The organism is Bradyrhizobium sp. AUGA SZCCT0158 (assembly GCF_018130065.1).
Lineage (GTDB): Bacteria > Pseudomonadota > Alphaproteobacteria > Rhizobiales > Xanthobacteraceae > Bradyrhizobium.
This window is the reverse complement of record NZ_JAFCME010000033.1, coordinates 40,559-60,292: the sequence shown is the minus strand read 5'-3', so window position 1 is coordinate 60,292 and position 19,734 is coordinate 40,559. Positions and strand designations below refer to the sequence as shown.

The 19,734-nt window shown below is 62.5% G+C and carries 22 protein-coding genes; 9 read left to right on the top strand and 13 right to left on the bottom strand.

The window, feature by feature from the left end; all coding sequences use genetic code 11:
- Window positions 1-190 precede the first annotated feature (190 nt).
- Together JQ574_RS30880 and JQ574_RS30875 are read right to left on the bottom strand one after the other, a co-directional pair.
- On the bottom strand, window positions 191-625 hold the full coding sequence (locus tag JQ574_RS30880) for a MaoC family dehydratase (protein ID WP_212209588.1): 435 nt from the start codon (window positions 623-625) through the stop codon (window positions 191-193).
- A 12-nt stretch (window positions 626-637) separates the two neighbouring features.
- The gene (locus JQ574_RS30875) at window positions 638-1,114 is read right to left on the bottom strand and encodes a MaoC family dehydratase N-terminal domain-containing protein (protein WP_212209587.1); all 477 of its coding nucleotides are present in this window, start codon (window positions 1,112-1,114) and stop codon (window positions 638-640) included.
- A gap of 107 nt (window positions 1,115-1,221) precedes the next feature.
- Here JQ574_RS30875 and JQ574_RS30870 point away from each other — a divergent pair, with 107 nt between their 5' ends.
- Genes JQ574_RS30870 through JQ574_RS30855 form a run of 4 tightly spaced genes read left to right on the top strand, consistent with a single transcriptional unit; the run spans window position 1,222 to window position 4,215 of the window.
- Complete coding sequence (locus JQ574_RS30870; RefSeq protein WP_212036908.1) at window positions 1,222-2,106, top strand: amidohydrolase family protein; 885 nt, start codon at window positions 1,222-1,224, stop codon at window positions 2,104-2,106.
- 45 nt (window positions 2,107-2,151) lie between these two features.
- Window positions 2,152-2,976, top strand: a complete 825-nt coding sequence (locus JQ574_RS30865; RefSeq protein ID WP_312014743.1) for a dienelactone hydrolase family protein — start codon at window positions 2,152-2,154, stop codon at window positions 2,974-2,976.
- A 5-nt stretch (window positions 2,977-2,981) separates the two neighbouring features.
- On the top strand, window positions 2,982-3,728 hold the full coding sequence (locus JQ574_RS30860) for a haloacid dehalogenase type II (RefSeq protein ID WP_212209585.1): 747 nt from the start codon (window positions 2,982-2,984) through the stop codon (window positions 3,726-3,728).
- A gap of 1 nt (window position 3,729) precedes the next feature.
- Window positions 3,730-4,215 (top strand): YbaK/EbsC family protein, encoded by a 486-nt coding sequence (locus JQ574_RS30855; protein ID WP_212209584.1) that lies wholly within the window; start codon window positions 3,730-3,732, stop codon window positions 4,213-4,215.
- Here the strand turns inward: JQ574_RS30855 and JQ574_RS30850 are convergent.
- The 4 genes from JQ574_RS30850 to JQ574_RS30835 form a co-directional block, all read right to left on the bottom strand.
- Window positions 4,212-4,601: a hypothetical protein gene (locus JQ574_RS30850; RefSeq protein WP_212384143.1), complete on the bottom strand. Its 390-nt coding sequence runs from the start codon at window positions 4,599-4,601 to the stop codon at window positions 4,212-4,214. The genes JQ574_RS30855 and JQ574_RS30850 overlap by 4 nt on opposite strands.
- 121 nt (window positions 4,602-4,722) lie before the next feature.
- On the bottom strand, window positions 4,723-5,712 hold the full coding sequence (locus JQ574_RS30845; protein WP_212209582.1) for a tripartite tricarboxylate transporter substrate binding protein: 990 nt from the start codon (window positions 5,710-5,712) through the stop codon (window positions 4,723-4,725).
- A 92-nt stretch (window positions 5,713-5,804) separates the two neighbouring features.
- On the bottom strand, window positions 5,805-6,719 hold the full coding sequence (locus tag JQ574_RS30840) for a LysR family transcriptional regulator (RefSeq protein ID WP_212209581.1): 915 nt from the start codon (window positions 6,717-6,719) through the stop codon (window positions 5,805-5,807).
- 41 nt (window positions 6,720-6,760) lie between these two features.
- Window positions 6,761-7,615 (bottom strand): hypothetical protein, encoded by an 855-nt coding sequence (locus tag JQ574_RS30835; protein WP_212209580.1) that lies wholly within the window; start codon window positions 7,613-7,615, stop codon window positions 6,761-6,763.
- Window positions 7,616-7,889: 274 nt separating this feature from the next.
- Between JQ574_RS30835 and JQ574_RS30830 the strand changes: the two genes are divergently transcribed.
- The 4 genes from JQ574_RS30830 (at window position 7,890) to JQ574_RS30815 (ending at window position 11,406) form a co-directional block, all read left to right on the top strand.
- Window positions 7,890-8,642, top strand: coding sequence for an SDR family NAD(P)-dependent oxidoreductase (locus JQ574_RS30830; RefSeq protein WP_212209579.1), 753 nt, complete (start codon window positions 7,890-7,892; stop codon window positions 8,640-8,642).
- A gap of 73 nt (window positions 8,643-8,715) precedes the next feature.
- A complete protein-coding gene (locus JQ574_RS30825; RefSeq protein ID WP_212209578.1) occupies window positions 8,716-9,414 on the top strand; it encodes a pirin family protein in 699 nt (232 codons plus the stop codon).
- Between the two features lie 149 nt (window positions 9,415-9,563).
- Entirely contained in the window at window positions 9,564-10,163 is a 600-nt protein-coding gene (gene wrbA, locus JQ574_RS30820; protein WP_212384142.1) for an NAD(P)H:quinone oxidoreductase, read from the top strand.
- A gap of 295 nt (window positions 10,164-10,458) precedes the next feature.
- Window positions 10,459-11,406: a DUF5996 family protein gene (locus JQ574_RS30815; RefSeq protein ID WP_212209576.1), complete on the top strand. Its 948-nt coding sequence runs from the start codon at window positions 10,459-10,461 to the stop codon at window positions 11,404-11,406.
- A 7-nt stretch (window positions 11,407-11,413) separates the two neighbouring features.
- On the opposite strand, the gene JQ574_RS30810 is transcribed toward JQ574_RS30815, so the two are convergent.
- From JQ574_RS30810 to JQ574_RS30795, 4 genes are all read right to left on the bottom strand, one after another.
- The gene (locus JQ574_RS30810) at window positions 11,414-12,268 is read right to left on the bottom strand and encodes a protein-L-isoaspartate O-methyltransferase (RefSeq protein WP_212209575.1); all 855 of its coding nucleotides are present in this window, start codon (window positions 12,266-12,268) and stop codon (window positions 11,414-11,416) included.
- Window positions 12,269-12,418: 150 nt separating this feature from the next.
- Entirely contained in the window at window positions 12,419-12,613 is a 195-nt protein-coding gene (locus tag JQ574_RS30805; RefSeq protein ID WP_212209574.1) for a hypothetical protein, read from the bottom strand.
- 167 nt (window positions 12,614-12,780) lie between these two features.
- Window positions 12,781-13,977 carry a GNAT family N-acetyltransferase gene (locus JQ574_RS30800; protein ID WP_212209573.1) on the bottom strand — a complete coding sequence of 399 codons (1,197 nt, stop codon included), beginning with the start codon at window positions 13,975-13,977 and terminating at the stop codon, window positions 12,781-12,783.
- A 13-nt stretch (window positions 13,978-13,990) separates the two neighbouring features.
- On the bottom strand, window positions 13,991-14,941 hold the full coding sequence (locus JQ574_RS30795) for a hypothetical protein (RefSeq protein WP_212209572.1): 951 nt from the start codon (window positions 14,939-14,941) through the stop codon (window positions 13,991-13,993).
- Window positions 14,942-15,197: 256 nt separating this feature from the next.
- Here JQ574_RS30795 and JQ574_RS30790 point away from each other — a divergent pair, with 256 nt between their 5' ends.
- Window positions 15,198-16,289, top strand: a complete 1,092-nt coding sequence (locus JQ574_RS30790; RefSeq protein WP_212209571.1) for a glycosyltransferase — start codon at window positions 15,198-15,200, stop codon at window positions 16,287-16,289.
- Between the two features lie 3 nt (window positions 16,290-16,292).
- On the opposite strand, the gene JQ574_RS35765 is transcribed toward JQ574_RS30790, so the two are convergent.
- The 3 genes from JQ574_RS35765 to JQ574_RS30775 form a co-directional block, all read right to left on the bottom strand.
- Window positions 16,293-17,606 carry an O-antigen ligase gene (locus JQ574_RS35765; RefSeq protein ID WP_212209570.1) on the bottom strand — a complete coding sequence of 438 codons (1,314 nt, stop codon included), beginning with the start codon at window positions 17,604-17,606 and terminating at the stop codon, window positions 16,293-16,295.
- Window positions 17,603-18,604 (bottom strand): glycosyltransferase family 2 protein, encoded by a 1,002-nt coding sequence (locus JQ574_RS30780; protein WP_212209569.1) that lies wholly within the window; start codon window positions 18,602-18,604, stop codon window positions 17,603-17,605. Before JQ574_RS30780 ends, JQ574_RS35765 begins: the two co-directional genes overlap by 4 nt.
- 169 nt (window positions 18,605-18,773) lie before the next feature.
- On the bottom strand, window positions 18,774-19,697 hold the full coding sequence (locus JQ574_RS30775) for a glycoside hydrolase family 26 protein (RefSeq protein WP_212209568.1): 924 nt from the start codon (window positions 19,695-19,697) through the stop codon (window positions 18,774-18,776).
- Between the last annotated feature and the right edge of the window lie 37 nt (window positions 19,698-19,734).

The window sequence follows — 19,734 nt, the reverse complement described above, 5'->3', positions numbered from 1 at the left end:
AGCAAACAAACTCACGCGCGCTCTGATTCCTTGCAACATCCCAAATCGTTTGGGTCGCCGACTTCTTCAACACAATCGGCACAAAGCGGACATGGTGAACGCCAGCGCGGATGTCCGCTTCCAGAACATGGTGGACCTCGGAAGCCGCCCGCCCAGCAGTTGATGGGTTCACGTCCTGATCTCATCCCGCCTAATTCGGAAACTCGATCATCGCCTCGCCGGTCGCGACCTTTTCGCCCGCCTGGTTGCGCACCATGACGTCGATCAGCACCCAGCGCGAGGTCTTGGTCACCTGCTTGGATTTGACGATTCCGGTCGGCTGGATGGTGTCGCCGGGCTTCACCGGCTTGACCCACCGGGTTTCCAGCCGGCGGTGGATGGCGCCGGCGGGATAGGCCCAGTCGGTCAGCATCCGGGAAATCAGCCCGAAATTGTTCATGCCGTGCATGATGATGCCGCCGAAATTGGTCTTGCCGAAATTGCCCTTCATGTAGTCGTCGTCGAGATGCAGCGGGTTGTAGTCGAGCGAGGCATCGCAAAACAGCCGGATCGATTCGCGTGACACCGCGAATTTCGGCCCGTCGATGCGGTCGCCAGCGTTCAGGTTTTCAAAGCTGGTGGTCATGACGCTCTCCGCTCATTCAGGCCGGATGGTCCAGCCGCGGCCGGAACAGATCACGTCGCCATGCTGGTTGAAGAAGACGTTGTCGTGCACCACGAACAGCCGCTCGCGCTTGATGAACTTGTCGAGCGCGCGGGCCTGCAATGTGATGACGTCGTTCGGCCGCGCCGGAATGTTGTAGCTCCAGGATTGGCCGGCGTTGACGGTGCCGGGCGAGCGCATCCAGTCATCCGCCGGCGTACACGAGAACATCAGCAGGATATGGATCGAGGGCGGCGCGATCAGCCCGCCATAGCGGGTGGTCTTGGCGTAGGCCTCGTCGAAATAGATCGGGTGATCCTCGCCGACCGATTTGCAGTACAGTTCGATCGCTTCCCTCGTCAGCGTGTAGGGGATGGTCTTGCGCGGCGCCCCGGGCACGATGTCGTCCCAGGCCTTGCGCAAATTGGCGTCTTTCCAGAAATCGGTCTCGAAGGCTTGCCCCGGCGCCATGCCATCCTCCCTGTTTTTCCGCGATCTCGGTTCTGCCGCCTTGCGGAATTTGTTATATAGTATAATCAATTTTCCAGACCGAAAAATCAAGCCGCCGGGAACCCCAAATGGCCAAGCTCACATTGCCCAATATCGACGACGTCGTGGCGATCGACATCCACACCCACGCCGAAGAGCCCTGCGGCATGCATGGCGACGACGGCTATGACGATTTCCAGGCGCAGATGGCCGACTATTTCAAGTCGCCGCACAAGCACCCGCCCACGGTTCCGGAAACCGCGGCCTATTACCGCTCCAAGAAGATCGCCGCCGTGATCTTCCCGGTCGACGCCGAGCGCGAAACCGGTTTCCGCCGCTACAACAATTACGAGATGCTGGAAGTCGCCTCCGACCATCTCGACGTCCTGATCCCGTTCGTGTCCATCGATCCCCACAAGGGCAAGCTCGGCGTGCGCGAAGCGCGCAAGCTGATCGAGGAATACGGCGTCCGCGGCTTCAAATTCCACCCGACCATGCAGGGCTTCTATGCCAACGACCGCATGGCCTATCCGCTCTATGAGGCGATCAACGAGGGCGGCGCGATCGCGCTGTTCCACACCGGCCAGACCGGCGTCGGCTCTGGCATGCCCGGCGGCATGGGGATGCGGCTGAAATATTCCAACCCGATGTACATGGACGACGTCGCGGCGGATTTTCCCGACCTGAAGATCATCCTCGCCCACCCGTCATTCCCCTGGCAGGAAGAGGCGCTGTCGGTCGCGACCCACAAGCCGAACGTCTATATCGACCTCTCCGGCTGGTCGCCGAAATATTTCCCGCCGATCCTGGTGCGCTACATCAACTCGATCCTGCAGGACAAGATGCTGTTCGGCTCGGACTGGCCCGTCATCACGCCGGACCGCTGGCTGGCGGATTTTGCCAAGCTCGACATCCGCGACGAGATCCGGCCCAAGGTCCTGAAGGCCAACGCACGGAAGATTTTGGGTATATAATAGCGGCGTCCGGTCGTTGGCGGACGGTTGATGAGATGGTGGCCGGTGACCCAACTTGCCAAAATCGTTGTCCTCGTCACCGCGATCTCGACGGCAAGCATCGTTCAATGCTTCGCGGCTGAATCGCCGCCGATAACAGTCGAAATCGAGAGCCCGCTCGCCAGTTCGCATCCGCTGCAGGGTTACCTGCGGCAAACAAGCAGCGCGGACCCGTCGCCTGCCGTCGTGTTGCTGCATAGCTGCAATGGAAATTGGGGACGGCTGGACCAGCGCTGGGGCAAGCGGATCGCCTCCTGGGGCTATGTGACGCTCACCGTCGACAGCCTCGGCCCGCGCGGCCTGAAGCACTGCGGCGAACATCCCCCGCAGGATCTGATCCTGGATGGCTACCGGGCCCTGAAGTTTCTGGCGCGCCATCCATTGGTCGATCCTGCGCGGATTGCGGTGCTGGGTTTTGCGAACGGCGGCCGGGTGGCTCTCACGTCCGTCGAGCATGGCTTCCTGGAACAGGCATCGCCAAACAAGTTTCACGCCGCCATCGCCTTCTATCCACCCTGCCGTCATTTCAAGGGCGGCATGACGGTGCCGACGCTGATCCTGATCGGCGAGCGCGATGACGTGACCCCTGCCGAAGAGTGCCGCAAAATGGTAGACGGCCGTGACGCCTGGGGCATATCAAGACAGAAGGATCAGGGCGCGCCGATCAAACTCATCATCTATCCCGACGCCTATCACGGCTTCGACGTACCCAGCGTCGCGATACCGGCCGAGCTTTGGGGGCGCCATTTCGAATTCAACCAGATTGCAACAGACCAATCGGTCGTCGCGCTCCGCGAATTTCTCGACGCAACGATTGGCAGAAGAGAGTAAGTCACGTGACTATCAAAGCCGTCGTGTTCGATGCCTATGGTACGCTCTATGATGTCCAGTCGGTGGCGTCAGTTACCGAACAGGCGTTTCCCGGTTACGGCGAAATCATCACCCAAGTCTGGCGCATCAAGCAGCTGGAATATACCTGGCTGCGCTCGCTGATGCGGCGCTATGAGGATTTCTCTGATGTGACGCGGGAATCCCTGGCCTACACGCTGCGCTGCCTCGGCCTGAAATACGACAAGGCTGATTTCGCCGGGATCATGGACAAGTATCTGCATCTCGATCTCTATCCCGATGCGCTTGCCTCGCTCGCTGCGATGAGGGACAAGAAGCTTGCCATTCTCTCCAACGGCAGCCCGGACATGCTGGGCGCGCTGGTGAAGAACAGTGGCCTCGACCGCGTGCTCGATGCCACCATCAGCATCGACGCCAATAAGATATTCAAACCGAGCCCGGACGCCTACGCCTTGATCGAAAGCACCCTTCATATCTCGCCGCACGAGGTCCTGTTCATCTCCTCGAACCCGTGGGACGCCTGCGGCGCCAAGGCGTTCGGGCTCAACGTCGCCTGGATCGAGCGGGTGACGCCGGAAGCGATGGCGCTGGCCTGTCTTGAAAGCGAGACGATGCCGCCCTTGACGATGTTCAAGATATTGCGCACCCAGATGGACGAGCTCGGCGTTGCGCCCGATCATCGCATCCATGGTCTCGCCGAGCTTCCCGCCTTGGTGTCTGCCCAAAGGTCCTGAAATGAGTCTTGCCTCCGTTCGCGCCTTCTTCGCCGAGAAGGCGCCCGACATTGCGGTGATCGAATCATCGATGAGTTCAGCGACCGTGGCGCTGGCGGCCGAGGCCTATGGTGTCGAGCCGGCGCGGATCGCCAAAACGCTTTCCTTGCGGATCGGCGAACGCGTGGTGCTGATCGTGGCGGCCGGCACCTCGCGGATGGACAACAAGAAGGTGAAGGCGCTGTTCGGGGGCAAGCCGAAGATGCTGGGGCTCGACGAGGTCGCGGAGATCACCGGCCATGAAGTCGGCGGCGTCTGTCCGTTCGGACTGAAGACGCCGCTGCCGGTCTATTGCGATGTGTCGCTAAAGGCGTTCGATATCGTGGTTCCGGCGGCGGGCTCGACGCACAGCGCGGTGCGCATCACACCCGCGCGCATGGCCGAACTGACCTCGGCCGAATGGGTCGATGTCTGTGAGGTCAGAACCGAAAGCGAAGCGACGGCCTAATCGTCGTCGTCTTGATAGTAGGGTCTCTCATGATAGGGCCTCGGCGGCAGCGGCTGGGGCTGTACCAGTGGTGCTGCACGGCCGCGCGGCGCCATTTGCGGTTGCGGCCCCCGTCCGCCTGGTTGCGCATTCGCCTGCGATTCGAATACGGCGCGGCAGTTGTTCGAGAGCTGCGGCGTATTCTGCCGCAAACACGCCACGATCCGGCTGACATCCGGAACCTGATCGCTGCAGAGACGCCAGACGTCTGGCGTGCAGGCCATCTGTTGTTCCCAGGTTCCCCTGTATTCCTGGGCGAATGCGGTTGATTGCAGGGCGCCAACGCTTCCGATCGCGAGGGCAAGGCTGAGCACGATGCGTGGCGCGGCCGGGTCCGCTCGTTTCATGTCCGGTCCTTTCATTCGAGTGGTGTGGCGATGCGGGTTCCAACTCGCACCGCTCCCAAAACTCTCCAATGAATGCGGCCACCCAACGTTCGCTCAGACAAGAAAATGTGAATAGAGTTCCCTACTCCACCTTGCCGATCTTCTTCACCGCGGCGACCAGCCGCGCGCTGTCCTCAGTGACGAATTTCGCAAATTCCGGCGCGTCCATGTACGCGACCGGGCTGCCGGCGGTCTCGAAAGTCTTGATCACCTCGGGGGCTTTGACCGCCTGCGCCATCGCGCCGCGCAGCTGCGTCATGATCGGCGCCGGCAGCGCGCTCTGCGCGAACAATCCCGCCCAGATGTAGAACTCGACATCCTTGTAGCCGAGCTCCTGGAAGGTGGGCAGATCGGGAAAGCTTGCGATGCGCGCGGCGCCCCAGTTCGCGAGCACGCGCATCTTGCCGTCATCGACCTGCTGCTTCAGCGTACCCGGCGCCGAGGCCACCGCCTGCACCGTGCCGCCGAGCAGCGCGGTCAACGCGGGCGCTGCGCCGCGAAACGGCACGTGCAGCAGTTTGATGCCGGCGCTGGCGGCAAACATTTCCATCGCGATATGGAGCGTGCCATAGGGGCCCGACGAGCCGTAAGGGATCTGGCCGGGGCGCTTTTTGGCGTCATCGACGAAATCCTGCAGCGTCTTCCATGGCGCGGAGGCCGGCACCGCCAGCAGCGTGGGGTCGGCCAGCACGCGCGCAACCGGCGCGAATTGCGAGACTTCGTAGGCCACCGGGCGGTCGAACAGCCGGTCGGCTTCCGGCAGCACGGCCAGCGACGACAGCGTCATCAACAATGTGTAGCCGTCGGGTTCGGCGCGCGCCGCCGCCGCATTGCCGACCGAACCACCGCCGCCACCGGCGCGGTTGTCGACGAGCACAGGCTTGCCGAGGATTCTTTCAAGCGCCTGCGCCACCGGCCGCGCCGCCAGATCAGCCTGCCCGCCCGGCGGAAACGGCACGATCATGGTGATGTTGCGTGACGGATAGGCAGCTTGCGCAAACGCCGCATGCGAGAGCGCGGTTTGCGCCAGCGGCAGCAGCGCGGCGGCTTTGAGGAGTTCGCGTCGGTTCATAGGCATTTCCCCCGGAGTTTTTGTTTTGGTTGTTGGGGGTAGCCTAGCCTAAACTCGATCCCATGGGCAAAGGCCCCGTTCGTCGCGCCGCCTCAGGACGCTTTCCTCTTCCCCTTGGCGAAATGCTTCATCAGAAACTCTGCCAGCACCTCGACGCGGGCGGGGCGCGGGCCGCCGGGGGGCGTCACCAGATGCACCGCGCCTTCCGGCTGCTTCCAGCCCTTGAGGATCACCTCGACTTCGCCGGAGGCGATCGCGTCGCCGACGATGAAGTCGGGCAGATCGGCGATACCGAGCCCGGCAATCACCGACGGCAGCACCGCCTCGCCATTGTTGACGCGCAGCTGGCCGGCCGGGCGCACGCTGGCCTGCTCGCCAGCGGCGTTGGTGTAGTGCCAGACGCCGGGCGTCGAGAGATAGGCGTAGCCGAAGCATTTGTGCTGGGACAGATGCATCGGATGCGTCGGCCGGCCGTGGCGCTTGAGATAGGACGGCGCGGCCACCGTGTAGCGCGGCATCGCGCACAGCCGCCGCGCGATCAGCGAGGAATCCGGCAACCGCGCGATGCGCAGGCCGGCATCAAAGCCCTCGCCGATCAGATCCACCGTCGCGTCGCTTAAGTGCAGGTCGATCGAGACTTCCGGATATCGCTCGAGGAATTCCGGCAATAGCGGCGCTACTGATTTCACGCCGAACGTCATCGGCACCGCGAGCCGCACCAGCCCGCGCGGCGCCGTCGATTGTGACAGCGCCTCGTTCTCGGCCGCCTCGCCGTCGACCAGGAGCTGCGTCGCACGCTCGGCCAGCTTTTGTCCGGCGTCGGTGAGCGCCAGCCGCCGAGAGGTGCGGTTGAACAGCCGCGCGCCGAGCCGTTGTTCGAGCCGGCTTACCGCCTTCGATACCGTGGCCTTGGACAGCGCGAGCTCGGTTGCCGCTGATGCAAACGACCGCAGTTCCACGACCTTCGCAAAAATCGCGAGCGCTTCGAAATCCGGGAGTTTCGGCATTCGGCCGCCTGTCGGATGTGATTGGTCGGGCCTCGCCCAACTCAGGATGCAAGCTTGACGATACCATAGGGATTGAATTTGAAATCGCCTTCCGCGTAATCGGACTCGAAGGACAGTTTGGCGCGGCGCGACTTGAGCGTTGCCTCCAGTCCTTGCCGCGCGATCTCGTCAGCGACCGCATCCATGGTCGCGACGGCTTGCCGTTCACTGCCATGGGATTTCGGCACGAACACTTCGGGCAATCCCGCCAGGTGAAAACCGACGCTTTCCAGGTATTCGTCCGAGGCCAGCGGCCGTTTGGCGAATGCCAGGCGGCAAACGCGGCGCAACGCGAAGTCATCATCGGATTTCAGCGCGGCACTGGCCTGAAGGATGAGTTCGTTCCACCTGACGAGGCCGTGCGCGACACCGGCGCTCTCGCCCTTGACGGCGGTCGCCCCCGCCTTGATGACCTGATGGACGAGCATCAGGGCACCGGTGGAAACGACCATGGCGGTTTCCGACGTCATGGGCGGGCCGAGCACGTACAGCACCGATTGGTGATTTTCCACCGCGTCCTCATCGGCGCTGGAGCGGGCATTGGGATGCACGCGATCCCAGGAAACCCCAAACGAGCGGCTCATGCGCGGATCCGGTTTGTCCTGGGAATAGGTCTGATCGATGCCAAAGCCGGTGGCAAAATCGCGGATAGCCATTGAAGCCGCGTCCGACAGCTTCGTCAGGCCGTTCGCACCGCCAAGGAAGCAAACAACGTGGCGTGGTTTCACCGCCAATCGCCGCGCTTTCGCAGCGGCATCCTGACCGGACGAGGCCGGCGTCCGGCCGCCAGCGTCTGACGGCCCCGCCACCAGCAGCGCTCCCATCAATCCCAATACTCCGCGGCGAACGGCGTTCATGCGCAACTCCTCCATACGGCGCCGAATGACGGCGCCATGCCCCTCCCCGGCGCCGCGCGCCCGAGTGACTGGCATCAGTCTGGGCAAGCCGCCCGGCGGTTCGGTCCAGGAGGCCGATTCCGTTTGTTTGGACGGTCGAAATTGCGGATGTCCGGCACGGGCCGTCTTCCATTAGATCATAAATAGAAACAATGTGTTTCGATAGTTTCTATTTATATACCACGTCGGGAGGCATATCCAATGGCCATCGGAATTCAAGCAACGGAGAAATCCAATGGCCAGGAAACTTTCGGGCAAGGTAGCCCTCGTCACCGGCGGCTCCCGCGGTATCGGCGCAGCCAGCGCCCGCGCCCTCGCGGATCACGGCGCCAACGTCGCCATCAGCTATGTCGCCTCCCCTGACAAGGCCGAAGCCGTCGTCAAGGAGTTGAAGGCCAAGGGTGTCGAAGCCCGCGCCTTCAAGGCCGACCAGGCTTCATCTCTCGAGGTCGAGCAATTGGTCAATGACGTCGCCAAGCACTTTGGCCGGCTCGACATTCTCGTCAACAATGCCGGCGTCGCCGTCAGCGGCGCAGTCGATGATGCCAACGCCGACACCGCGGCACTGGCGCGCCAGAACGCGATCAATGTGCATGGCGTCGTCACCGCGATCCGCGCCGCCGCGAAGCTGATGGGCGAAGGCGGCCGCATCGTCACCATCGGTTCGGGCATTGCGACCCGCGCCTCGTTCCCGGGCCTTGCCGATTACGCCGCCACCAAGGCGGCGATCGTCGGCTACAGCAAGGGCGCATCGCGCGACCTCGGCCCCCGCGGCATCACTGTGAACGTGCTGCAGCCGGGCTCGATCGATACCGACATGAACCCGAAGGACGGCGGCGATTTCGCCGAAGCCCAGCGTACGCAGCACGCGCTGCAACGCTACGGCACCGCCGAAGAGATCGCAGCCGGCGTCGTGTTCCTCACCAGCCCGGACGCCTCGTTCGTTACCGGCACCGTGCTCAACGTCGATGGCGGCTTCGGCGCCTAGTTCAATTCATCCAGGCGAGGCCGGGCGCGTGGCGCCTGGCACCTCGCACAAAACTTAACAAGGAGTATTTCCCATGATCGAACTCAGACCTTTTGCAGAACTCGGCGGCGCCGACCACGGCTGGCTGAAGGCAAAGCATCACTTCTCCTTCGGCAGCCATTATGACCCCGACAATATGGGTCACGGCTCGCTGCGGGTGTGGAACGACGACGAGATCGCCCCCAATACCGGCTTTCCCGCCCATCCCCACGCCAACATGGAAATCATCACCTATGTGCGCGAAGGCGCGATCACGCATCAAGATTCACTTGGCAACAAGGGCCGCACTGAAGCCGGCGACGTGCAGGTGATGAGCGCGGGATCCGGCATCCGTCACGCCGAGTACAATCTCGAACCGACCAATACACGGATCTTCCAGATCTGGATCGAGCCGACCACGCAAGGCGGCCAGCCGACCTGGGGCGCCAAGCCGTTTCCGAAGTCGGACCGTTCCGGCAAGCTCGTCACCATCGCCAGCGGCATTGCCGGCGACAAGGATGCGCTGCCGATCCGCGCCGATGCCCGCGTGCTCGCCACCACGCTGAAGGCCGGCGAGAGCGCGGAATACGAAGCCGGCAAGGCGCGGCACCTCTATCTGGTGCCGGCGGCCGGCAGCGTCGAAGTCAACGGCGTGCGCGTCAACGCCCGCGACGGCGCCGCGATCCGTGACGAGGCCAGGCTGACCATTACGGCGCTGGAAGACAGCGAACTGGTGCTGGTCGACGCGGCGTAGCCCCCACACTCACTCCTCGTCATGCCCGGGCTTGACCCGGGCATCCATCCCGCTCCGCGAGAATCTTCGAAGCCGATGGATTGCCGGGTTAAGCCCGGCAATGACAGCTCCCAATTAACAACCACCTACAACCTCAAAGGAAAGCCATCATGCCCAAAGTACTCGTGCTCTATTATTCCGCTTACGGTCACATCGAGGCGATGGCGAACGCCATCGCCGAGGGCGCGCGCGAAGCCGGCGCTACCGTCGACATCAAGCGCGTGCCCGAACTGGTGCCCGCCGAGGTCGCCAAGGCTTCGTATTACAAGGTCGATCAGGCGGCCCCCGTCGCCAAGGTCGAAGAGCTTGCCAATTACGACGCCATCATCGTCGGCACCGGCACCCGCTTCGGGCGGATGGCGTCGCAGATGGCGAACTTCCTCGATCAGGCCGGCGGCCTCTGGGCCAAGGGCGCGTTGCACGGCAAGGTCGGCGGCGCTTTCACCGCGACTGCGACCCAACATGGCGGCCAGGAGACCACGCTGTTCTCGATCATCACCAACCTGCTGCACTTCGGCATGACCATCGTCGGCCTCAACTACGGCTTTGCCGGTCAGATGAAGCTCGATGAAGTCACCGGCGGCGCACCCTATGGGGCGACCACGATCACCGGCGGCGACGGCAGCCGCCAGCTGAGCGACAACGAGCTCGCCGGCGCGCGCTATCAAGGACGCGTGATCGCGGAGACCGCCAGGAAACTCCATAGCTAACTGCATGGCTGATGCGAGACGGGCGGCATTCTCATTTGAGATTGCCGCCCCATTTATCCATTGGGGACGATGGATTCAGCATGGTCGAACTTCTCTTTATGGCTCAACTGGTGCGCCGTCCGCTGCAGGCGATTGCACGGCGGTGGTGGTGCCGCAGTCTCTACCGCGCCTCGCGCGGCCAGCGGCGATGCCCGGAATGCACCAGATTGTGAAATCGGTCTGACGGTTTCGTGGTACGAAACGGATTCGTGATACGGAATCCACCACTCGCTTTTCACCGATACGGGGTTTAGGCATGAGCAATTTTTCGCAACCCCCGTGGCCGGAATTGCCGACCGCGGCGTGGCGTGACACCTATGCGACGCTGCATCTCTGGACCCAGATCGTCGGCAAGATCAGGTTGAGCAAGACCCCCTGGCTGAACCATTCCTGGCATGTGGCGCTCTATGTTACTCCGCGCGGGCTGACGACGTCGCCAGTCCCGGACGGCACGCGAACGTTCCAGATCGATCTTGATTTCATCGATCACGTCCTGCGCATCTCGACCAGCGATGGCGCGAAGCGGCAGTTTGCGCTTCCGGGAAAATCGGTTGCCAGCTTCTACGCCGCCACCATGATGACGCTGACCGAGCTGGACATTTCCGTCACCATCGACGAAATGCCGAACGAACTACCGGACCCGGTCCGGTTTTCGGAAGATAACGTCCACGCTTCCTACGATCCCGAAGCGATCAAGAGGTTTCTGCAGATTCTCGTAAACTGCGATCGCGTCTTCAAACAATTCCGCACCGGCTTCCTCGGCAAGGCCAGCCCGGTGCATTTCTTCTGGGGCAGCTTTGATCTGGCGGTGACCCGCTTCTCCGGCCGTCGCGCGCCACGTCATCCCGGTGGCGTACCGTATCTGTCCGACGACGTCGCCTGCGAGGCCTATTCGCACGAAGTCAGCAGCGCCGGCTTCTGGCCGGGAAGCGGCGCGATCGATTATCCCGCGTTCTACTGCTATGCCTATCCGGAGCCTGCGGGCTTTCGCGCGACGAAGGTGCGGCCCGACGCGGCGTTCTTCAGCGAAGCGCTCGGCGAATTCATCCTGTCTTATGATGCCGTGCGCACGGCTGATGATCCCGACCAGGCGTTGCTGGATTTCCTGCAAAGCACCTATGAAGCCGCGGCGATTTCAGCGAAATGGGATCGCGACGCGCTGGAATGCGACTTGGGCCAACCCGGCGTGGTGCGGCAGGTCTAGGCGCGGATCAATTCTCGTGGACAGCGTCGGCTTCTGCCGTTGAAAGCCACCAGCCATCGCCGGCAAACCAGCAGGTGTCGTCGACGGCGCCATCGAGCCGGAGCGACCGCACGTCTTCCCACCCCCGCAGAAACGCCTCCGTCAGGCGGCGGCCGGCATCCTCGTCCTGAAGACCGATGCAGCCAATAAACTGTGCCCGGCCACGGAACCTTGCCGGCCAAACCGCACCCTGATCGGGACGTGTGACCAGCAGCATCCCGCCATGCACACCCGCGGGCGCAAGCGGAAACAACAGCCGGCCACCGCGACGCAACGCATCGAGCCACTGTTGGGCTGGCTGGGCCGCACCGGCACACACGTAGATCAAATCCGCTTTCGGCAGATCCGCCGCAATGCCCGATTTTGACTGAACATTCACCTGTGGCAGGTCTTTCAGGTTGTCGCGCGCGCGATCCGCCAGGCCTCCGTCAATCTCATAGGCGTGCACCTGCCCGCGCGGCCCGACGAGTTGTGCGAGGATCGCGGTGTAATATCCCGTGCCCACGCCAACTTGTAGAACCGTCTCACCTTCCTTCAATTCGCAGCCATCGAGCCAATAAGCATGCGCGCTGGGCATTCCGATATTGAGATGTTGCGCGCTATCCAGCGCGACCAGCGTATTTTGATAGATAAACGCCGGATCATCGTTCGGGGTCGTTACGTAATCATGCGCGCCGAGCGCAATCAGCCAGGGCCCCGGGCCCACAAACGGTTCGCGCTTGACTACACGAAAGGCCTGTTCAATCCGGGAATCGCGGACCTTGGCGGCGGCGCAGACAAGGCTGGCATAGAATGAATGCAGATTTTTCGACCGCTCTTGCATGATCAACTTCCCGCATTGCGATGCTCGATCCTATTCGAGGCTGTCGCCTGCAGGAAGCTTCGCACGATGGGCAAAAACCGGGAAGCGCCGCCATCACGGCGAAACGGGATCGCGATATGCGTTCCAAGTCCAATCGGAAATGATGCGGCGCTAATGCTGCAATTGCGGCTTCACGACCGTCTGCCGAACTTCGGCACCGCAGTCGGCGCATTCAAAGGTGAAGTCGATCTTCGCCATGCTCCAATGCGGCTCGACGTCCCTTACAAACATCGGAATCCCGATGCAGCTCGGACAAATGACGAAAGCCGGCTCGATGTCGTCGTGATGGTGGATATAGGCTGGCATGTCGGCACTCCCCACGGAAGCATTCAGCTGTAGCCCTTGACCCGACCATCAGCATACGCCGCTGCCCTAAAGGCGATCATGAACTCTTGCGAACACAGGTAGAACAGCCGCACAATCCTGCCCAGTGTGACAGATTTGCACAACCGTGTCGTCTCTGCCACAGCGCGTCAGTTCTCTTCGCGCGGCAAGGGTTTACCGGGCGCCCGCTTCAAATAGGCGCTGAGCTTCGGATAGTTGCGCAGCTCGCGCGCGGCGCGGTCGCGCAATGCGTAGGGCAACCCGCGCAGGCTCAAGGCGGCGCTGATGTCGACCAGCGGCAGCGGTGTCACGCCAAAACGCCGCTTATAGTCATAATCGCCCACGCTGAAGTCGAACTCGCGCACGCCGTCGCTGTGCAAGGCGGCCATGGTGCGTTCGATGACCAGCCGGCCCGGCGAACAACTCGACCATTTGTCGCCGGCATTGCTAACCCGCAGCATGACGTAGCGGGGCCCACAGCGAACGCCGAGCAAGGTCGCGACGACTTCCTCGCCGACCGTCAGCGCCGACAACACGGCATAGCCCTCGCCGACGCCCTCACGCACGAGGTTTCGATAGAAATCGGCACAGGCCCCGTCGCCGAGGATGAAGTTCACCCCGAGATGCTGCATCCGGGCGCTCTGTTGCGCATCCAGGGCGGCAAGAACGTGCAAGGCTTCGTCGTTCTCTCCTGCGATCTTGAATGCAGCGCCGGGATACGCCGTAAACGCGCGCCAGCACCGTTCGAGAACCTTGCGCACGTCGCGCTTCAGCGAACGCTTGTACTTCTCGAAATCCTCGCCTGTGGTGACGAGATTACCGTTCAGCGAGCACGGCCCGGCTCCATCCAGCATCGCCAGCGGATTGGACCGACCCTGCAGATCGAGCGGCATTTTCTTGAAGCGAATGAGATCAGCGCCGCCAGGCAGCTGGCGCAGCGCCAGCCGCAGCTCGCGCCACAGGATGGCTGCCGCCTTAGGTTCGCGCGGCGCGGCCGGACCGAGCAGCGGCGCATTGTAATCGGTGAGTTCGAGGTCGGCGAACTCCACGACGCAGACGCGCTTCAGCTTGCGCCTGATCAGCGGCAGAAGCAGTGCGACTTCGCCTGTCGCACGATCCCTGACGGTTGCAACGAGTGGCTCGATATCCGGCTGTCCGGCGAACGCGCCATACCATGCCGCGAGCCACTTCTCGTGCTGGAAGATGGTCGCCTGTCCACGACGATACGTACCGTCCCAATTGCCTGCGACGGTATCCCAATTGTCGAACTCCACGGAGAACGCCGCAACCTGCGACGTGCGGTTCCGCCCCACGTGCCGTGCTGCGTCGTTTGTCAGTGTTGTCACAATCAAGCCGCCTTCATGCCGCCCTGGAAAGATTGTTGGAAAGATCGACCACCTGCTCCGGATGGTCGTGGTCGAGCCGGAATTCGATCTCGTTCCGCGCCTTGCGCTCGCGCTTGATCCAGGACGTGTTGCGCAGCGCCTTCTGCATCACCGCCTTGCCCCAGAACGCCGGCCCCTTGAGCGAACGGCTCTTGGGCGTATATCCGAAGCGATTGCGCAACAGACCGTTGGCCAGATTGACGATCCGGGTCCGCCTGATCTCTTCATTCTCGTAACCCACCGTCATGGAGATGTTGACGGTGCCGAGATTGTCGACGCGATGCGGCGCGTTCAGCGGCCAGTTCAGCATTTGCCCAGGCTCGAGATCGAGCACGGTCGCATAGCGATCGTACCATTCGTGATAGGGCATATCGAGTTCGAGCTCGAACAGCTGGATGTCCTCGAGGTTCTTCGGAGTCACGAAGGGAGGGTTCGACGGATAGATATGGACGCGCTTGCGGCCGGCGATTTGAATCAGGCTCTGGCCGGGAAGATCGGCGTGGTAGTGAACCTGCGCCTTCGGCGCCGAGAGCAGAATGCCGGCGTTGTACTGGTGCGGCAGCGCGAAGTGCGGGACCTTCTCGCCGATTTCGGCGAACATCTGAGCCAGCAGGTCGCTGTAGCGGGAGTCGATATCCGAAACCATGCGCAGGTTGAGCCATAGGTCGCCCCTGGAAATCGCGTCGATGACCTGATGGCCGCTGAAATTGCCGATATCGCCGTGCCGCCAGATACGCTTGTCGCCCTTCACGCCGGTCTGCATCAGGCTGTAATGCTCGCGCGGATAATTCTCAATCAATGCGGCAAGCTGATCCATCGAGAACAACGGCGACTTGTGCATGTTGTGCGCAAGCCGGATTGGTTGGTGTCCCCACAGCACCGAATGGGTGTCGTCCCAATTACTGAAAATGCGATCTGCCGCCATCGTCCAGCTCCTTTTGACCAATTTTTTTCGCCCGGATGACGACCGATTTCGGCTGCGTCCTGCACGCTGTCCCGAAATCTCAGATGGCTGCCACGCCGTCGGTCATCCGATGTCCCGTTATGAGACGGCCGAATCACCTTCACGCTCTAACTGGCAAGAAGGATGCCGCAGGGGTGTCGCACCCACTTACCGGACGATAAGGTCTGGGATGTATGGCTAACGCTGGCATAACCGAGAGAGCGCCGGCGACCCCACGATGGCTTCAGAACCGCAATATCGGGCGCTGTTTCTCGGCGCGGGACCGCAAATGCAGTGCGGCGTCGGGCAATTCACGCGATTGCTGGGCGAGTGGATCGAAAAGGCCGAACCCGGCAGTTGCACGACGTTAACCCTGACGCGATCGGAAGGGTCATTCACCGAAATCTGGGGCGCCGTCGGCTCCGCACGGAGCGTGGTCTGCAACTTTCCGATCGTGGCCTGGAAGCGCGTGATGTTCACACCGCTGCTGGCGATGGCCATGGCGCGGCTGCGGCGGCGCAAAACTGTCCTGATTCAGCACGAATGGGCCGGGCTGCATTGGCTGCGCCGGATCACCTATATCCCGGCCCTCCTGCTCGCCAACACCATCGTCATGTTCTCGCCGCTGGTGCGGCGGGAACTCGCCGAGGATTCCCTGGTGGGCTGGACCGCGAAGAAATGCGTGCTGGCCCCGCTGCCGCCGAACATAGAGGCGCCTGCAGGGATGGCGGCTTCGGACTTGCGCCGGCGTCTCGTTGCAGCAAGGCAAGACGGCCGGCTGGTGATCGGTCATTTCGGCTCGATCTATCCGGCCAAGCAACCCAATGCGCTGCTGGAGATCGGCGCGATCCTCAAGCAGCGTGGGCTGCGGCCACTGATCGTCTATGTCGGCTCCTTCATCCGCGGCACCGACAATGTCGAGGAGGAATTCCACGCCCGCGCCGCAGAGCTCGGGATCGCCGATGATGTGATCGTATCCGGCTTCGTCGCCTCCGATCACGAGGTGTTCGGGCTGTTCGGCGCGGTCGACGGGTTTTGTTATCCGCTCGACGAAGGGCTCACCGCGCGCCGCTCCAGCGTTCTTGCCTGCGTGCAGGCCGGCCGGCCGCTGATCGTGACCGGCCCTGCGCTGCCTGACGAATTCGACCATCATGTGCGCTTCAAGGAATTGATCGATCGCGGCGCCATCGTGCTCGTGCCGCGCGGATCGAGCGCGGACGCCTACGCCGATGGCATCGTTGCCGCGCTGAGACGGCCCCCGGTGCAGGCCGCGTTCGACTTCGATGGGTGGTGGCAGGACGTCGCGAACGCGGTTCGCGCCCAGCTCTAAGCCTCACTCCCGGACGCGAAATCGCGCCAGATAGTGCAAGCCGAACACCGCCACCAGGAAGGTGAACCACAGGGGATCGGCGCGGTCGAGGAAGAAGCTCTCCATCGCCGACAGATAGAGTCCGAACAGCCAGATGCGCAACAGCGCCATCGCCAGCGGACCATTGTTGCCGCCCTGATCGGCTTGCTGGAAATTCCGTAGCGGCACGATCACCAGCACGACGATGAGCAGGATCAGTCCGGGCAGGCCCATGCCGAGCGCGGTATCGAGATAACCATTGTGGCTGTGCGCCGCGAACGCGGCCCATTCCTTGCCCGCCGGCAACTCCTCGAACGCCTTGCTGCCCCAAAACGCCACGAAGCCGTAGCCGGTTGCCAGCCGCTGCCGCAGCGCGTCCAGCGCAAAATTCCAGATGTCGGTACGGCCGGTGAAGGTCGAATCCAGCGGCAGCAGCTTGGCGACCGCAGCCAGACCTTCGCTCATGACGGTGCCGACGCTGAGCATGTTCAGCAATAGCAGCGGCGTCAGGAGCAGGATCGCCCGCACCCAGAACGAGCGAAACACCGAGGTAAGCGAGGTCAGCAGCAGCACGGCGAAGCACAGCGTCAGCGAACTCTTGCCGGCGGCATGAAACAGAAACAAGGAACTAAGGCCGATGATGACCGCGCCGGACAGAAGTGCGCCGGAGCGCACGATGTAGATACCCAGGAACAGCAGCATCGCCATCACGCCGGCTGCCACGTTCTTGTGACCGAAGGCGCCGCGCCAGTCGCCGGCAAGAAGCGGCTCCTGCGGATCGGTTGCCTGATGGATCGCAAACTGCGGCGCCAGCAGGATTCCGAGGTAACAGACCGCGAGCAGGATCAGCGCTGCGATGCTGAGCAAACGCATCAGTTCGCTTTGCGATTTCGGCAACAAAAACATGGTCGACGTGACGGCGATAACACACGCCGTCAAAACAAACCGCCGCATCGATGTGGCGGGATCGACCGACAGAACCACCGTCACACAGACCCATCCGGCAAACAGCAAGAACGATGGCGTCAGCAAAGTCGCCAGCCCGCGCATGTTGTTGCGCGCCGCGAGCGCAATCATCAGCACCGCGAGGGCGCCGAACACCAGATAGGTCGGCGCCTCATTGCCGGTACTGACTTCGCCGATTTGTATGTCGCCGAGATCGGCGAACGGCCGCAATGAAATCCATGCCAGCACCAACGCTCCGACGAACGCGGCGCAGCGAACGACATCCAGCACTTGCTGCCGCCAAACCCCTCCTGCGACGATACGAAGCTGAGACGTGATGGCGAGTTGGCTCACGTGATCTTCGAGGCCTTGTAGGGTTGAGGTTCGATGCCGATTGCGGCCAGCACGCTCCCGATTGCCACCGTCATCGGATGCATCGCTATGATGCGGTCGCGCTCCGTCAGGGCCGCCCGCGCGGCCTGGAGAAACGACAGCGGAAACGCCGCCAGCAATTTCAGCGTCAGCCTGGCGCGCAGCCAGAGTGTCGGTGTCGCCTTGCGCTGGACGTGATAATTGATCGCGCCGATCCGCAAGCCGCGGCTGATCAGCCAGCTGAGCCTGGTTCGGCTCGGTGGCACCGTCTCGCTGATCGTGGCCTCCGCCACCCAGTGAAACCGCATGCCCAGACGCAGGCAGCGGTAGAAGAAATCGGTATCGCCGCCGCCGAGGAAATTGAAACGCAGATCGAACGCCGGGGCGTCGACGCGCTCGAACACCGAGCGCCTGATCAGGCAATTGCCGCAGCCATAGATCACCGGAACCGGTCCGGACGTGTCGTAGGCCGGGGCGAAGGCCGGATGACGACGCAGCCCGCGCTTTCGCGCGTCATCGAAGTCAGGCATGACCGGCCCGCCGACGATGTCAGCCCCGGTGGCTGCGGCCGTCAATATCATGCGCTCCAGCCAGTCCGGCGAGGCAATTTCGTCATCGTCGATCATCAGGAAACTTGACGCTGCCGGGAAGGTTGCCAGCGCCGTCTCGAACGCCGCGTTGATCGCATGGCAATTGCCCTGCCGTGGTTCGACCACGCAGAGACCGGGGAACTTGTTCGATGCCAGGAACTCGGTCGCAACCGGAACGCTCTCGCTCCGCAGCGCATCGTTCTCGACCATGACAACCGCAAAGCGGTGACCAGTACGCTGGCCGGCGAGCGATTCCAGGGTCTGCCGCAGATGCTGCGGCCGGCGAAAGCAGGGAATGCAGACGACGATCCCGATCGAAGCAGGATCGAGGGCCGGCGAGATCGCCGCCAAGGCGCGGGCGGCGTTCGGCATGGTGTCAGCGGTTTCCATCGGCGGGCAATCCGTTCAAACTCTGGCGCATGACGTTTGCTATGGGTCCAGACGATACAAGAGCATTGCTGCGATATCCGGTCCGACAGGATGCCTGGTGGTGGCGAATTGTTCCCGACGGTTAATGGACGGGGTTAAGTTTGAATTAAATCAGGTTCAGGCTCGGGGCTCAGCGGCTGAACAGCTTGCCGAACAGCTTCTGGGATTTGGGAAACTGCCCGTTGGAGATCCGCGTGGGCCACAATCCGTCGACGTCGAAATAAGCGGCGTAGGCGATGTTGTTCCTGTTCTTCACGAACCAGTCATGCATCTGCTGAATGAAGTACGGATTGTCGCCGAAATTGCCGACGCCCCATTCCGGATAGCTCATCGGCTTGCCGTGCCTGGCGGCAAAGTCGCGGTGCCATTCCAGGCCGAACGGCGCCTTGAGATAGAAGGTGTTCCACCGCTCTTCCGGCGAGCCCTCATGTTTGAAATCGTAGATATCCAGACCGATGTAGTCGACGACATCGTCACCCGGATAGGCCAGGTCCGCCGGCGTGTCCTGCGTTCCCCATCCCGGACACCAATCATATTTGAATGTGTCGGAGTGGCGACGGAAGATCCCGACCACGCGCCGGAACGCCGCGATGTAATCGGCTTCATGATCCTTGGCGAACCACGCCATCTGCGACAGATTCATCTCCCAGCCGAGACGGATGATCGCCCTTGGCTGCGCATCGGCAATCGCACGGGCAGCCGCCTCGAATTCGCCGTCGTGCAAGCCATTGGCGACGTCGACGAGCGGCGTCCCCGGAACGGTCAGCGGCACCGACCAGACGACATTCCGCGACGGGTTGAGCTTCTTCCAGATGCCGGGAACCCAGGTCAGCTTGTGGAAATCCTCCCAATTCGCCTGGCCGTAGAAATCGACGCCCACCACCGACGATGGCGGCTGTTTCAACCATTTTTCCCAGGCCTGCAGGGTACGCTCGCGCCCAACGGGGCCCCAATCGACGAAGGCTCCGGCGAATTTTGCAGGACTGGAGTTGACGCGCGGAGCGGCGTTGCTGTCGACGCGGGCGAGCAACAGCAGGCTCAACACAAGGGCCACCAGGAAAAATACCAGGCGCCTGAGGCCAACCCGGCGG